This is a genomic window from Pontibacter chitinilyticus (assembly GCF_039748935.1).
Classification (GTDB): Bacteria; Bacteroidota; Bacteroidia; order Cytophagales; family Hymenobacteraceae; genus Pontibacter; species Pontibacter chitinilyticus.
Genome location: NZ_JBDIZJ010000012.1, coordinates 121308 through 136042 on the forward strand (window position 1 = coordinate 121308; position 14735 = coordinate 136042).

11 protein-coding genes are annotated in these 14735 nt (G+C 53.6%); 5 read left to right on the plus strand and 6 right to left on the minus strand.

Annotation, left to right across the window (positions count from 1 at the left end):
- Positions 1 to 100 precede the first annotated feature (100 nt).
- The 3 genes from ABDW72_RS16680 to ABDW72_RS16690 form a co-directional block, all read right to left on the minus strand.
- Positions 101 to 637, minus strand: coding sequence for a hypothetical protein (locus tag ABDW72_RS16680; RefSeq protein WP_347159735.1), 537 nt, complete (start codon positions 635 to 637; stop codon positions 101 to 103).
- Between the two features lie 136 nt (positions 638 to 773).
- A complete protein-coding gene (gene nfi, locus ABDW72_RS16685) occupies positions 774 to 1460 on the minus strand; it encodes a deoxyribonuclease V (RefSeq protein ID WP_347159736.1) in 687 nt (228 codons plus the stop codon).
- Between the two features lie 149 nt (positions 1461 to 1609).
- A complete protein-coding gene (locus tag ABDW72_RS16690) occupies positions 1610 to 2257 on the minus strand; it encodes a hypothetical protein (RefSeq protein WP_347159737.1) in 648 nt (215 codons plus the stop codon).
- Between the two features lie 118 nt (positions 2258 to 2375).
- Between ABDW72_RS16690 and ABDW72_RS16695 the strand changes: the two genes are divergently transcribed.
- The 5 genes from ABDW72_RS16695 (at position 2376) to ABDW72_RS16715 (ending at position 7937) form a co-directional block, all read left to right on the plus strand.
- Positions 2376 to 3059, plus strand: coding sequence for a dienelactone hydrolase family protein (locus ABDW72_RS16695; protein ID WP_347159738.1), 684 nt, complete (start codon positions 2376 to 2378; stop codon positions 3057 to 3059).
- Positions 3060 to 3194: 135 nt separating this feature from the next.
- Positions 3195 to 3833 (plus strand): phosphoribosyltransferase, encoded by a 639-nt coding sequence (locus ABDW72_RS16700; RefSeq protein ID WP_347159739.1) that lies wholly within the window; start codon positions 3195 to 3197, stop codon positions 3831 to 3833.
- 325 nt (positions 3834 to 4158) lie between these two features.
- Positions 4159 to 6387, plus strand: coding sequence for an NADP-dependent isocitrate dehydrogenase (locus ABDW72_RS16705; RefSeq protein WP_347159740.1), 2229 nt, complete (start codon positions 4159 to 4161; stop codon positions 6385 to 6387).
- Positions 6388 to 6607: 220 nt separating this feature from the next.
- Positions 6608 to 7357: a guanitoxin biosynthesis heme-dependent pre-guanitoxin N-hydroxylase GntA gene (gene gntA, locus ABDW72_RS16710; RefSeq protein ID WP_347159741.1), complete on the plus strand. Its 750-nt coding sequence runs from the start codon at positions 6608 to 6610 to the stop codon at positions 7355 to 7357.
- Complete coding sequence (locus ABDW72_RS16715; RefSeq protein WP_347159742.1) at positions 7350 to 7937, plus strand: DUF1989 domain-containing protein; 588 nt, start codon at positions 7350 to 7352, stop codon at positions 7935 to 7937. Before gntA ends, ABDW72_RS16715 begins: the two co-directional genes overlap by 8 nt.
- Positions 7938 to 8230: 293 nt before the next feature.
- Here the strand turns inward: ABDW72_RS16715 and ABDW72_RS16720 are convergent, their stop codons facing one another.
- The 3 genes from ABDW72_RS16720 to ABDW72_RS16730 all read right to left on the minus strand — a co-directional run bounded on the left by ABDW72_RS16720 (position 8231) and on the right by ABDW72_RS16730 (position 14620).
- Positions 8231 to 11194, minus strand: coding sequence for a M16 family metallopeptidase (locus ABDW72_RS16720; RefSeq protein WP_347159743.1), 2964 nt, complete (start codon positions 11192 to 11194; stop codon positions 8231 to 8233).
- A gap of 603 nt (positions 11195 to 11797) precedes the next feature.
- Positions 11798 to 13723 (minus strand): DNA polymerase III subunit gamma/tau, encoded by a 1926-nt coding sequence (locus tag ABDW72_RS16725; RefSeq protein ID WP_347159744.1) that lies wholly within the window; start codon positions 13721 to 13723, stop codon positions 11798 to 11800.
- A gap of 156 nt (positions 13724 to 13879) precedes the next feature.
- Positions 13880 to 14620 (minus strand): glycosyltransferase family 2 protein, encoded by a 741-nt coding sequence (locus ABDW72_RS16730; protein WP_347159745.1) that lies wholly within the window; start codon positions 14618 to 14620, stop codon positions 13880 to 13882.
- Between the last annotated feature and the right edge of the window lie 115 nt (positions 14621 to 14735).

Sequence of the window (14735 nt, forward strand, 5' to 3'; positions counted from 1 at the left end):
GATTTGATTTCTATAAAGTTTAGGTCAAAATGGCAGCTGTTAAAAAGAAGCCCCGCCAGCTCTTCAACTGTGGGGTTTTCAGCAGGGGCGGGCAGGTAGCTCAGGCTAACTGCACCAGAATTTCCCACATCACGTGGTATACTTCCTGGAGATCAGTTAGCTCACCAATGGCTTCATCTTTTCGAAAACGGAGTATAGCTGCATTAGGAGTGTCGTCTTCCACGTCCAGTTTTAAGCTGGCTGAAGAATGCTTTCGTAAAATGCGCCGGGTCTCTTCGTTCGCAAAAATCTTCTTGAGTGTTTCGGGCTGATTGGTCTGTACGATGAAAGCATCGTCGAATTCGGGGTAGCCCAGCTTCACATCTTCCATCCCTAGCACTTTGCCAATCTCGTGCAGCAGGTCCTGCTCGTATAAGTGAAACCGTAAAGGAATTTGTGCCGGCACGGCGGCTTTAAAAGTGGTGGTGGAGATGCCGCTTTCAAAGCCGCCGCCCAAATCAATATCCAGATCGAAGAGCATCTGCCGGCCCTGTTGAGTAAGCATGGCCGTATAGCGGAGGACACCTTTCTGTGCTGCCATATCGGCGGCCACTTGTTGCCAGACTTCCGCTTCTGTGTTCCCTGTAAATTCTTTCATGGGGTTCTTTTATAGGATGGTTTTCTCTACTGCTTTGGCCGTATAGAGTTGTAAGGTTTTACTTTTGCTGTGCGTAATTGGCTGCCCTAATGCAGCAAATGCTGCTCACTCTGCTGCAGGAACTGCACCATAGAATTTACTTCACTTCACTTTTAAACACCGCTGCATAATGATCCGCTAATCGCGTAGGTTCAGGCAGTTTATACTTAATAGCACATGCCATTGCCACTTCCGTAGCTGTCTCCAAATCCATCAGGTGCCCGGGCGATACGAATACCGGCTTTACCTTGTCTCTGGTGCGCAGCACATTGGCAATCACCTCATTTCTATATATTAATGGAGACACCGCGCCTTTGGTTGGAGCAGGCTCAGCATACTTGCCTACCAGTACCTTTTTGGCTACCCCCATGGTTGGTTTGTTCAGGTGCAGGCCCAGGTGCGTAGCAATTCCAAGACGGCGTGGGTGCGAAATGCCGTGTCCGTCTACCATGATCAGGTTGGGCTTTTGCTGCAGCTTTTCATAGGCTTTGAGCAGGTTAGGCGCTTCGCGGAAAGCCAAAAAGCCCGGAATGTAGGGCAATTCTACCGGCCCGTGATGCCATACTTTCTCCACTACTTCCAGCTCCGGGTAGGAGAGTAGCACAAAGGCCGACAGAATGGTGTCCTCGCCGATAAAAGAAGAGTCGCAGCCGGCAATCAACTTGAGCTCAAAGTCTGGCTTTTGTAAGATGATGCGTTGCTGCATCGCGTTCTGCTGTGCTGTCAGCCGTTTCAGTATATCCGGATCGGGTGGGGGTGCATCAAAGTTTTTATAGTAGGCCATAGTTTAATGTTGAATGACTGAATTTTGAATCAGCGAATGTCAATGCGTGCTACAGCGGCCTGGTTTTATACTTTAACCCGCTCCGCTTTAGCGTTATACCTCTATATTTTCCATTCAGTTATTCAGTATTCAATTATTCAACATTCTCATCACGCGCTGCAAGGTACGCGCAGGTCCGCGAAAAGCAGCCGCCACCGGTTGCCATCGTAACCAAAGTGGAAGCGGAAGGAACTGCGGGTATGCAGCACCGATCGCTGCACCCGTTGCTGTAAGGCCTGCACCTGTGCTTCCTGCTGCGGGCCTAGGCTGGCATACTTCCACATGTCATTTCCCTGGAAGGCACTGCCGTTGGTATAAAAGCAACCATCTTCAGCATAGCCGGAGCCGCCGTTATCCATCAGGGCACAATCGAAAGCAGGGAAACTGTCGCGCTGCTGCAACCGGCAGCTATCCAGTTGTGCAGCAACAGACCAGAAAGGCAATTGCTGGTAATGGCGTTTCACCTGTTCTACCGATGCGTAATGCGTGTAGGCCGGCACCGCACCCGGCTGCTCTATGAGCCAGAAACCTGCCTGCGGATCAATAAAGGTATTTACGGCCGCCGTGTCGCGGGCCTGCAGCGCCACCAGGAATTGGGCGAAGGCAGCCTCGAAACGAACAGTATCAGTGCCGGGTGTTTGCTGCAAATCAGCTTCTGGAGCGGAGGGGATACTTTTGCTCTGATGCGACTGGTCCGATTGCGGCTGGCAACTACTCAGCAAAAGAAGGCATCCGGACAGATAGATAAAGTAGCGCATGCAGGTGTAATTAGTACCTGCTGTACGCAAACAGGGTTGGGGTAAGTTGCGGCAGGTTAACCTTGGCCGTGGCAGGTCGTAACTTACTATACACGCATACTTACACTTTTATCAAGCTATGATAAACTACACTTTCAATGAAAGCGTCCGCATTAACATGGAAAACGTGTCACTTGTGGGAGATTTGGCCATTCCGGAAGACGCCCAAGGGCTGGTAATTTTCTCCTACGCCAGTGGCAACGGCCGCCTCAACGAGCAGAACCGCTTGGTAGCGGAACACCTACAGCGCTCCGGTTTTGCTACTTTGCTATTCGACCTGATCACAGAAGAAGAGAACAAGGACGTCAAAAACAGCAGAGACATACCGCTGTTAACGCAGCGCCTCATCCAGACTACCTATTGGGTGGAGAAAGACCCGCGCACGGCACAACTCAACATCGGCTATATGGGCGCTGATACCGGAGCTGCTGCTGCCATTGGAGCCGCTGCTGCCGAAGGTTCCGAGATTGCCCTCGCTGTGGTGAGCTATGGCGGTCGCCCTGACCTGGCGGATACGGTGCTGCCCGACCTGCAGGTGCCGACCTTGCTCATTGTAGGCGGTAAAGATGAGGCGGTGCTGGAGATGAACATACAGGCACAAAACCAGATGCAGTGCATCAGGGATGTCGAGATTGTGCCGGACGCCACCCACCGGTTCGAGGAACCGGGTGCCCTGTTGATGGCAGCACAACTGGCTACCGACTGGTTCAGAAAGTATGTGGAGCCGGAGAAGCAGCAGCCCCTGCGCCAGAACAGACCTTAGTGAATTTTGAATGGCTGAATGACTGACCTTAGCATAGCCGAATAATCGACCAGGTGCCGCTGAAAGCGAGAAGATCTTTAAGGGTTACATTTTCTATTCAGCCATTCAAATGTAAGTTATTCTAAATTAAAGAACATGGAGATGTTGCAAAACCGGCAAGAGGCCGCTGAACTGCTGGCAGAGCGGCTGGCAAAGTATAGCGGGCAGAAAGGCGTGGTGCTGGCTATCCCGCGCGGTGGCGTACCTGTCGCGGCGCCCATTGCCAAAGCCCTGCATATGCCGCTGGATATCGCCCTCTCCAAAAAGATCGGACACCCGGCGAACAAAGAATTTGCCATTGGTGCCGTGAGCTTGGAAACAGTGACGCTGGATGAGCAGGTAAATGTGCCTCCCGAGTACCTGGAAGCGGAAATAAAGCGTGTACGGGAAGGCCTGCAACAGAAATATAAGCTCTTTATGGGCGACCGGCAGCACCTGGAGCTGAAAGACCAGGTGGTGATTGTGGTAGACGATGGCATTGCCACGGGCAAAACGCTGATGGCCACCATCGAACTGGTAAAAAAGCAGCTACCGCGCAAAGTGGTGGTGGCCGTGCCCGTTTCGCCGTTTGCAGTAATTGACACCCTGCTGGGTATGGTGGATGAGGTGGTCTGCCTGCTTATTCCACCCTTTTTTCAGTCGGTGGGGCAGTTTTACCGGGAGTTTGGGCAGGTAAGCGACGAGAAAGTAATGCAACTGCTGCAGGAGTACAATAAGGGAAAGGCGACCGAATAGCTGTCTAGAGCAGTGATGGGTTATTCTCTGCCCGTGTACAAGACATGCATCGCCAGGTAGAGCGCAAGCCAGCTGTAGCGGATGATCTTAGCGGCAGGGCTGTCTTTATAAAACGTGGAAAGCCGCTCTATATAAATAAGACGAGGAGGTATTGTCAGGCAAACACGTACTCCTATGCAAAGCCTGTATTCTGCCTAGCCAATAATAAAAAGAACCTTATATTTGCTATTTAAACCTGCTGTTGCAAAACAGGAGCTTACAGCTGATCCCGAAGCAGGCAGCACAACATGAGAGTTAGTGATTCACCGTAACGAAACAGAATAACATGACGACAAAATCAAACAAGATTATTTATACCATCACCGACGAAGCGCCTGCCCTGGCAACGCGCTCTTTTTTACCTATTGTAGAGACCTTTACCAACGCCGCCGGCATCGACGTGGAGACGCGCGACATCTCCCTTGCTGGCCGTATACTTGCCGCCTTCCCCGAAAAGCTGACAGCTGAGCAGAAGCAAAGCGACGACCTGAGCGAGCTGGGCGAACTGGCGAAGACACCGGAGGCCAACATCATCAAGCTGCCCAATATCAGTGCTTCGGTGCCGCAGCTAAACGCCGCCATCAAAGAGCTGCAGGAGCAAGGATACAACATCCCGGATTATCCGGCAGAGCCGAAGAACGACGAAGAGAAAGAAGTAAAAGCGCGTTATGCCAAAATTTTGGGTAGCGCCGTGAACCCGGTGCTGCGCGAGGGCAACTCCGACCGCCGTGTGGCCGATGCAGTGAAGCAGTACGCCAAAAAGAACCCACACTCGATGGGCGCCTGGAGCGCCGACTCTAAAACCAAAGTAGCCCACATGGAAGGCGGCGACTTCTACGGCAGCGAGAAATCCACAGTAGTGGAGAAAGCCGGCGACGTGAAGATCGAGTTTGTTGCCGCCGACGGCACCACCAAGACGCTGAAAGAGAAAACCAGCCTGACCGAAGGCGAAGTGATCGATGCGGCCGTAATGAGCAAAAAGGCGCTGCGCTCGTTCCTGGAGAACGCCATCGAAGAGGCTAAAAAAGAAGACGTGCTCCTGTCGCTGCACCTGAAGGCGACGATGATGAAAGTGTCGGACCCGATCATGTTCGGCCATGCGGTGACCGTCTTCTTCAAAGACGTGTTCGATAAGTATGGCGACACCTTTAAAGAGATCGGCGTGAACCCGAACAACGGTTTAGGCGATGTATACGCCAAGATCAAAAGCCTGCCGCAAGACAAGCAGAATGAAATTGAGCAAGCTATCAAAGCTGAGTATGAGAAGCGCCCGGAACTGGCGATGGTGAACTCCGACAAAGGCATCACCAACTTGCACGTGCCCAGCGACGTGATCATCGACGCTTCCATGCCGGCGGCCATTCGCTCGTCAGGTAAAATGTGGGGTACCGACGGCAAACTGCACGATACCCTTGCCATTATCCCGGACCGAAGTTATGCCGGTATTTACCAGGAGGTGATTAAATTCCACAAAGAGAACGGTGCGTTTGACCCCACCACCATGGGCACGGTGCCAAACATTGGCCTGATGGCACAGAAAGCGGAGGAGTATGGCTCGCACGACAAGACCTTCGAGATGACCGGCAGCGGTACCGTGCGTGTGGTGGATGCCTCGGGCAACGTGCTGCTGGAGCAGAAAGTAGAGGAGGGCGACATCTTTAGGATGACGCAGACCAAAGACCTGCCGATTCAGGACTGGGTGAAGCTGGCGGTAACCAGAGCGAGAATCACCAATACACCGACTATTTTCTGGCTCGACCCGAGCCGGGCGCACGACGCCAACCTCATCAAAAAAGTAGAAAAGTACCTGAAAAACCATGACACCGACGGGCTGGATATCCGCATTATGTCGCCGGTAGAGGCGATGCGCTTCTCGCTGGAGCGCGCCAAAGCGGGCAAAGACACTATCTCGGTAACCGGCAACGTACTCCGCGACTACCTCACCGACCTGTTCCCAATCATTGAGTTGGGCACCAGCGCCAAAATGCTGTCTATCGTGCCGTTGCTGGATGGCGGCGGGCTGTTTGAGACGGGCGCCGGCGGCTCTGCGCCAAAGCACGTGCAGCAGTTTGAGGAAGAGAACTACCTGCGCTGGGATTCGCTGGGCGAGTTCCTGGCCCTGGCCGTATCGCTGGAGGACCTGGCGCAGAAGACCGGTAACCAGAAAGCCGAAGTGCTGGCCGAGGCCCTGAACAAAGCCAACGCTGAGTTCCTGGAGAAAGACAAGTCGCCGTCGCGCAAAGTGGGCGGCATCGACAACCGCGGCAGCCATTTCTACCTGGCCCTGTACTGGGCGCAGGCGCTGGCCGAGCAATCCAAAGACCAGGAACTGAAGGAGCGTTTCTCCAAACTGGCCAAGGACCTGACCGACAACGAGCAGAAAATCGTGGACGAGCAAATCGCCGCGCAAGGCAAACCCGTAGACCTGGGTGGCTACTACCACACCGATGCCGTGAAAGCCAGCAAAGCCATGCAACCCAGCCAAACGCTGAACAAGATTCTAGCGGAGTTTTAAGCGAGAAGTATAAGTATAGAAGGAAAGGCTGCCTGAGAAATTGGGCAGCCTTTTGATTTGGATGATATGGCCCGTAGCACTACCATAACTTCACCAAATCGCACACGTTCTTATCTTGTAGCAGGGTTTCGACGTAATAGAGGAAAGTTTTACCCTACAGGTATCAACAAATGGAGCCTTCCGGATGTGCACCTGTAGAACACACGTACAAAACTCTGACATGGATACAAAAGAATCAAAACAACAATCCTACTTCAACCCAGAAGATGCAGATAACTGGACTAACGAACGGGCGAAGGAAGTGAATGCAAGTATAAGTGAGAAAATAAGCGATACAGATTACCCTTGTGTAGGCGCCAAAGCAGCTTTCAATTCCAGCCAGTACCGCCTGGGCATCTATGGCCGTATGGCCGAAGACGCCACCACGCAGCAGCTAGCCGAAGACCTGAAAAAATATAGCGCCGAAACCATGGCTGCCGAAAGCGAATACATGACGCTGATTGCTGTGTTTACCGATGAGGCAACTACGGAGCTGGAGTTCGAAAAGAAACTATGGCAACAGTTGCAGCAATTGCACAACAGCGAGCAGGGTGGTAAGCCCTGGGACCCGGCCGTGAGCAGTAATCCCGAAGATGACAACTTCAGCTTCAGCTTTAACAGCACCGCCTTTTTTATTGTGGGCCTGCACCCCAATGCCAGTCGCAAAGCCAGGAGAATGAGCTACACGGCTATGGCCTTTAACCTGCACCGCCAGTTTGAGCAGTTGCGCGAAAAAGGAGTGTATGAAAACATGAAAAAGGTGATCCGGGAGCGGGAGATCGCTTATGACGGCGCTATCAACCCCATGCTAAACGATTTTGGTGATGGCCCGGAAGCGCCGCAATACAGTGGTCGCAAAGTAGAAGAAAACTGGAAATGCCCCTTTCATGCAGGTTTAACGCACCAAAACAAAAAAGACAATAATGGTTAATACGATAGCGAAGCAAACAGGCGCTGCCTTTAAACTCCGGAAGGGAGATAAACTGAAAGTGACTGACCCGCAGGGGGAGCAGGTAAGCGACATGGTGCTGTTTAATGCCGACGATTTACGCGAGAAAATATCATCAGGCAAAACACTCGATTTCGAGAATACGATCCTCATCACCAAAGGGCACCACCTGTGGAGCAACCGCAGCCGGAAGATGATGGAGATCCTGGAAGATACCAATGGCCGCAACGACTTTCTGCTGGCCCCCTGCAGCCCCGAGACGTTCCAGATCCTCTACAACAATCCTGATTACCACCCCAGCTGTTTCGAGAACCTGTACACTAACCTGGACAAGTATGGCATCACCCCCGACGACATTCCCACGGCTTTTAATATATTCATGAACGTGCAGTTTGCGCCAGACGGAACCCTGTCGGTAGATCCGCCGCAAAGCAAGGCTGGTGACTTCGTGCTGTTGGAAGCTAAAATGGACCTGATCGTTGGCCTGACAGCCTGTTCTGCGGAGCAGTCAAATAACTACGCCTTTAAACCAATACAGTACGAAGTTATTTCTGAAGGGTAGGTCTGATTAAGGAGGGAGGAAATGACAAGTAACCAACGAAAAATGTGAAGGAGCAAATAGCCGCGCAAGGCAAACAGGGTTGATATGGGCGGCTGCAGAAAAAGCCAAAACAGCCTTATAAACAAAAGCCTAAATTTAAGATTAGTGATGTTAGTTCACTTATGCCACCAGCCGTTGTACTAAACTTGCGGCAGGAGCAGAATATTCTTATAGATAAAACAAAAGCGGCAGCCTAAGTATGGCTGCCGCTTTTGTTTTATCTAATGTCTAACTATTAGCTTCTAAAATCTACCTTAATACCCAAACAGCTGCTTCAAACTCAGCTGCTTTACGTTGCCATACTTGGCCAGGGCTTTGAAGTCCAGTTTATCTTTGGCGCCGATCACGAGGATGGCCTGCGGCTGGCCTTTGATGTATTTTTGCTGGAACTCCTGCATCTGGTCGAAGGTCATAGCGTTGGCGCTCTGGTACACGTCTTGGCGGATATCGTGGGTGAGGCCCAGCTTTTTGGCGCGCTCGTAGTCGAACAGGATGCCGGCCTTGGTGATACGCTCCGTGGAGATGCTGTTGCGCAAAGAGGCGCGGGCATTCTGGAAGTTGGCATCGGCCAGCGGCATATCCGTCAGCAGGTTCTGCATGCCCGCCATGGCTTCTGACAACTTATCGGCCTGTGCCCCGATGTAGGAGAGCAGGTAGTTGGCACGGCCTTTTTTGGAGGCAGGGCTGTAGAAAGAATAGGTGGAGTAGGCCAGCGCCTTGGACTCCCGCAGGTCCTGGAACACGATGCCGCCCATGTACTCGTTGTAGAGCCGCACGACAGGTATAATATCGGCGTTGTAAGGCACCGACTTGCTCAAAAACAGCAGCTCGGCCTGCACCATGTTATAGTCGGTCCAGTACACGGTAGGCTGCTTGAAGTCGATCTCGGTGTATACTTTCTCAGCGGGCACGGGCTTGAGCGTGGCGGGCACCAAATGCTCCTGGTTCAGCACCGTCACCAGGTTGTCTGTTTCACGTGGACCATAGTAGAGCACGCGGTGCTCGTAGGTGGGGATGCTCTTGATGATGCTCACCAGTTCCTGCGGTTTCACGGCCTTCAGCTGCTTCTCCGTCAGCACGGTGTTAAAGGGGTTTTTCGGGCCGTATTTGGCGTAGCTCACCATCGCCTGCTGCAGGATCACGCCTTTGTTTTTCTTGGCGTCCTGGCGGGCTTTCAGCGTGCCGGCCACCATGTCGTTCAGCGCCTGCTGGTCGGGCTGCGGGTTGGCAAGCACGCTCTCGAACAGGCTCAGGCCCTGTTCAAAGTTCTCGTCCAGCCCCGTCAGGCTCACGTACACCTGGTCGCCGGAGGTGAACACGTCAAACGAGGTGCCCAGTTGGAAAAACTGCTTCTGCAGCTCCTCGGCGCTATACTTGTCGGTGCCCAGGTACTTGAGGTAGTTCACGGCCATGCCCAGCTTCTGGTCGTTGTTGGTGCCCATGTCCAGGATGTAGTACAGCTGGAACAGGCCGTTGTCCTTGTTGTGCGTGTAGAGCAGCGGGATGTCCTGCTTCAGCTTGGTCTCGGTGAGGTCTTTTTTATAATCCACAAACACCGGCTGCAGTGGCGGCACACTGTCTTCCTTAGCCATAAAGGACTTGTAATAATCCGACTGCGCGTCGCGGTTCACGGCCACCGGCGTAATGGCGGGCTTGTCTACTTTCTGGGCGTTCGGGTCCTGGCCGGTGCGCTTGTACACCACCACGTAACCATCGTTAAAGTACTTGTTGGCCACGTCCATCACTTCCTCTTTGGTGATGGCGGCAAACTCGTCGCGGCGGTTCACAAATTTCTGCCACGGCATGTCATAAATAAAAGCGGTCACGAAGGCGTCGGCGCGGTCGCTGTTGTCCTCGTAGGCCTTCATGGTGCTGATCTTGTCGTTGTTCACCACCGCTGTCATCAGGCTTTCGTCAAACTGGCCTTTCTTGATCTTGTCGAGTTGCTGCAGCAGTAGGTCACGCACCTGGTCCAGCGACTGTCCCTGGCGCGGCATGCCCGACATCTGGAAAGTGCCGTAGTCGTGCATCGGCGTGTCGTAGGCGTACGACTGCAGCACTTTCTGCTGCTGGTTCAGGTTCAGGTCGATCAGGCCGGCAGAGCCGTTGTATAGCAGGTTGCTGATCATCTGCACCACCAGCGCCTCATGGCTGTTGATGCCGGGCGTGCGCCAGGCCAGCGACACGTTCTCTGCATCCGGCCCCAACACCTCCTTCACGATCGGCTGCTGAATGGGCTGTTCCTGCGCCACCTGGAACTCGGGCACAGGTTTTTTGGGAATGCCGCCCCAGTACTTGTCAATCAGGCGGATGGTCTTGTCGAAGTCCAGGTCGCCGGACATGGCGATGGCCATGTTGTTGGGCACATAGTAGGTGTCAAAAAACTTGCGGATGGCGACGATGGAGGGGTTTTTCAAATCCTCAATAGTGCCGATGGTGGTCTGGGTGCCGTACTGGTGGGTCGGGAAAAGCGCCTTGTTGATCACCTCGGCCACTTTACGACCGTCGCTGTCGAGGGTACGGTTCTTTTCTTCGTATACCGCCTCCAGTTCCGTGTGGAACAGGCGCGGCACCATCTCCTGGAAGCGCACGGCCTCCTCCTGCACCCACGGCACCAACTGGTTACTCGGAATGTCGTTTACGTACACCGTCTGGTCCACCCAGGTATAGGCGTTAGTGCCCTTAGCGCCCATGGCGGTGGTAATCTTGTCGTACTCGTTGGCGATGGCGTACGTGGCAGCCACACCGGACACGCTGTCGATCTGGTGGTAGATCTGCTTGCGCATGGCGGCATCCGTGGTCTGGCGGTATTTTTCGTACAGTGCCTCGATTTTGTCCAGCTCCTGTTTTTCTTTCGGCCAGTCGGCAGTGCCCAGTTTGGTGGTGCCTTTAAACATGATGTGCTCCAGGTAGTGGGCCAGGCCGGTCGCGTCCGCCGGGTCGTTTTTGCTGCCGGCATGCACCGCCACATACGTCTGGATGCGCGGCGCCTCCTCGTAATCCGTCAGGTATACTTTCAGGCCGTTGTCCAGGGTATAGATGCGGGCGTTCAGCGGGTCGCCGGGCACCGTTTCATACTTGTACTCCTTTTCTTTCGGAGCCGGCGCCACGGTCGTCGTAGTATCCATGGACTTGGTTTGGTACGCCTCCTGCTTGCACTGCGTGAACGTGATGCCCAGCGCCAGCAACAACAGTGATAATCCTCTTTTTATAGTCATAGTTTTGGATGGTAAAGTATGACTATAAATATAGTGAAAAATGTAGAAAGGGTGGTGTTGCGGATTGCTGAAGTAAGAGCGTTGAATTTATTATATGAAGAATCTCTTTGGCTTTTGATGCTTTGCCAGTGTTTCGCCTCGCCGGCGGGGCCTTACTTTTCTCCTTGATGAGAAAAGTAAGCAAAAGAATCAAGACGATTTTGAACTCGCTGAACGCTCAAACAAAAAATCGTCAAATGACGCACATGGCTGAAGCTATACTTTCAAACCCAAGTATATTAACTTACTGGCGCAAATCTTCAGATTCGTGACTTGCGCGCCAGTGAAGTCAGAGACTTCACTGGCGCGCAAGGCCAAAACAGGACCACCATGCGAAGCCGCAACTATAAAACAAGAACCTTTCTCTCCCTCAACAGCCAACTCCCCTCCTCGGAGGGGCTAGGGGTGGGTTAAGTTCTAACACGACGCTTGACAAGATCGCTCTACTTCAAGTGGAGTAAATATAAAGCAGCGGCACCAGACGCTCGCAGTGACTTCAGGACCCGGGAGCGTCTGGTGCCGAAAGCTATTGTTACTTCTGACAATTTATACTTTTCAATCCCGCTAAAAATCCGTGTCCAGCCCGATTCGTTGTTTCAAATCGATTAGCAGGGGGTATTTCTCAGCCAAGTACTGGAACTTGTCCTGCGAGGTGTAGAGCTTGTTTTCCTGCTGCACTTCCATCACCTCGGCCCGCAGCTTTATACTTCGGTTGTTCAGTTCCTTTTTCAGCTCCCGCAGAATATCGGGGCGGAGGGCGGTGAACTGGTCCATCATCACGTGGTTCTCCAGGTGCAGCACGATCTCATTCTCCGGCCCCAGGTGGTACTGGCGGTTCAGGAGCGTGAACTCCATCATGTTCTCGGCCTTTTTGCGTCGCAGGATGACATGCCATACCGTTTTAAGCCGGGCCTCGTCTACCGGAACAACAGCGCCATAATTGGTGTCTTCCTCTTCTTCGGCCACGGCTACATCGGCCCCGGCAGTTTGTGGGCTCTGCAGGTCTTTGAGGCTGGGCAGCTTACTCAGCTTTTTAGGCGGCGGCAGCTGCACCCCGGCGCGGGGCGTATGGGCGCTGGGAATAGGGCTGGCGCCCGGAGGCGTCTGCGGGTTGGCCGGCGCAACGTGTGCGTCTGGTGTTACGTGCTGCGGCTTGGGCGGCTGTTGCAGTTCCTCACTCGGCACATGTGTAGCCCTGTGTGCTGGCTGCAGCTTCTCAGACGGTACATTGCCTGGCGTCGGCTGTTGCAACTCCTCCGACGGTACGTGGTTTGGCTGGTGCGCCGGCTGCATCTTTTCTGATGGCGTGGCACCTGTACTTGTACCGGTAGCGGCTGGTGCCGGGGCTGCTACCTTAGCTTTTTTTGCGGCTGCTCCATCCTGCGCAAAGCTCAGCGCGGCGTTGAGGTGCGCCAGCTTCATCAGGCACAGCTCCACGTGCAGGCGCTGGTTTTTGCTGCTCTTGTAGTTGGTGTCGCAGGCGCTCACCAGGTTTAGGCCCGAAAGTAGGAACGACACGCTGGACTTGCCAGACTGCTCGGCATACTTGGCCTTGATGTTGTCCGATACTTCCAGCAGTTGCACCGTTGCCTGGTCTTTGCAAACCAAGAGGCTGCGGAAGTGCTCCCCAATGCCGATGAGGAAGTTGTGGGCGTCGAAACCGTTCTTCAGGATCTCATCAAACAGCAGCAGCGAACCCGACAGGTTCTGCATCAGCAGGTGGTCCGTCAGGCGGAAATAGTAGTCATAGTCCAGGATGTGGAGGTTTTCCACCGTCGCCTTATAGGTTACCTGGCTGCCCGAGAACGTCACCATCTGGTCGAAAATCGACAGGGCATCGCGCAGCGCGCCGTCCGCCTTCTGCGAAATCAGGTGCAGTGCGTCCGGCTCGGCGGCTATACTTTCCTTCGTGGCGATGCTGCCCAGGTGGCGCACCATGTCCTCGATGCGGATGCGGTTGAAGTCGAAAATCTGGCAGCGCGACAGGATGGTGGGGATAATCTTGTGGCGCTCTGTGGTGGCAAGTATGAAAATGGCGTACGACGGCGGCTCCTCCAGCGTCTTCAGAAATGCGTTGAAGGCCTGGTTCGAGAGCATGTGCACCTCGTCTATAATATAGATTTTATACTTGCCCGTCTGCGGGGCATAGCGCACCTGCTCCACCAGGTTACGGATGTCCTCCACCGAGTTGTTGGAGGCGGCATCGAGCTCGTGGATGTTGAAGGAGCTGTTGGAGTTAAAGCTGCGGCACGACTCGCACTCGTTGCAGGCCTCCACCTCCGGGGTAATGTTCTGGCAGTTGATGGTCTTGGCCAGGATGCGGGCACAGGTGGTTTTGCCCACGCCGCGCGGACCGCAGAACAGGAACGCTTGCGCCAGGTGCTGGCTGCTGATGGCATTCTTCAGGGTGTTGGTGATATGGTGTTGCCCCACCACGCTGTCGAACGTGGTTGGGCGGTATTTGCGCGCTGATACTACGAAATTTTCCATTAGTACAAAGATAATCAATCCGAAGCTGAGATGGGAGTGCTTTTTATCCAGCCGTTATCCATAGAGTTATCCACGAAGCCGGACGTTGTTTGTAGTAACAAATGTTTAGTGGAAATGGTGGCAGGAGGAGGCGTAAAAGTATGCGCAACACAAGTATCAGGAGAGCTTTTCCCATTTCAGCCAGCGGTTCCTGTGCAGGAAGTAGCGCACTGATACGTTTAAAACGCCAAAGCCATACTTCACGCTTCTGAAAAAGCCGATGGAGGAGCTGTCGTGGTTGTAGCGGGTGGGGCAGGTGACCTCCGCAATCTCATACCCGTTGGCAAAAATCTGGGCTACAATTTCATTGTCGAAGATAAAGTCGTCGGAGTTGGCGTGGTACGGCACCGCCTCCAGCAACTGCCTAGAGTAGGCCCGGTAGCCGGTGTGGTACTCCGAAAGCTTCTGGCCCATCAGCAGGTTCTGCACAAAGGTCAGCGCCCGGTTCGCGATGTACTTGTACAGAGGCATGCCGCCCTTTAAAGCGCCTTTCCCTAAAATGCGGGAGGCAAACACGGCATGGTACAAGCCGCCGCCGACGAGCGTGACCATTGTCGGAATCAGCCGCGGAGTATACTGATAATCCGGGTGAAGCATGATAATGATATCGGCTCCTAAGCCAAGCGCTTTGTCGTAGCAGGTTTTTTGGTTGCCGCCGTAGCCTTTGTTACTGTCGTGGGTGATGAGGTGCCGGATGTTTAAAGCCGCTGCCACTTTGGCGGTGTGGTCGGTGCTGTGGTCGTCCACCAGTATCAGCTCGTCGATGATGGAAAAGTCCAGCTCGCGGTACGTGCGCTCCAGCGTTTTGGCCGCATTATAGGCAGGCATCACCACTACAACTTTCTTTCCCTTATACATCGTCTTGATTCGGCCGCTACGTCTTAGCTTCTCGGAAGCAGCTCAACTGTTTTTACAGCACTATTTAATCATGATATTTGTGCTACTTTAGGCGATCGCACGGCACGTTCCGCCA

Excerpts from the sequence above, each read along its gene's own strand:
- ABDW72_RS16690 (WP_347159737.1), bottom strand. The coding sequence starts at position 2,257 with ATGCGCTACTTTATCTATCTGTCCGGATGCCTTCTTTTGCTGAGTAGT.
- ABDW72_RS16715 (WP_347159742.1), top strand. The coding sequence starts at position 7,350 with ATGGTTAATACGATAGCGAAGCAAACAGGCGCTGCCTTTAAACTCCGG.
- ABDW72_RS16705 (WP_347159740.1), top strand. The coding sequence starts at position 4,159 with ATGACGACAAAATCAAACAAGATTATTTATACCATCACCGACGAAGCG.
- ABDW72_RS16730 (WP_347159745.1), bottom strand. The coding sequence starts at position 14,620 with ATGTATAAGGGAAAGAAAGTTGTAGTGGTGATGCCTGCCTATAATGCG.
- ABDW72_RS16680 (WP_347159735.1), bottom strand. The coding sequence starts at position 637 with ATGAAAGAATTTACAGGGAACACAGAAGCGGAAGTCTGGCAACAAGTG.
- gntA (WP_347159741.1), top strand. The coding sequence starts at position 6,608 with ATGGATACAAAAGAATCAAAACAACAATCCTACTTCAACCCAGAAGAT.
- ABDW72_RS16720 (WP_347159743.1), bottom strand. The coding sequence starts at position 11,194 with ATGACTATAAAAAGAGGATTATCACTGTTGTTGCTGGCGCTGGGCATC.
- ABDW72_RS16695 (WP_347159738.1), top strand. The coding sequence starts at position 2,376 with ATGATAAACTACACTTTCAATGAAAGCGTCCGCATTAACATGGAAAAC.
- nfi (WP_347159736.1), bottom strand. The coding sequence starts at position 1,460 with ATGGCCTACTATAAAAACTTTGATGCACCCCCACCCGATCCGGATATA.
- ABDW72_RS16700 (WP_347159739.1), top strand. The coding sequence starts at position 3,195 with ATGGAGATGTTGCAAAACCGGCAAGAGGCCGCTGAACTGCTGGCAGAG.
- ABDW72_RS16725 (WP_347159744.1), bottom strand. The coding sequence starts at position 13,723 with ATGGAAAATTTCGTAGTATCAGCGCGCAAATACCGCCCAACCACGTTC.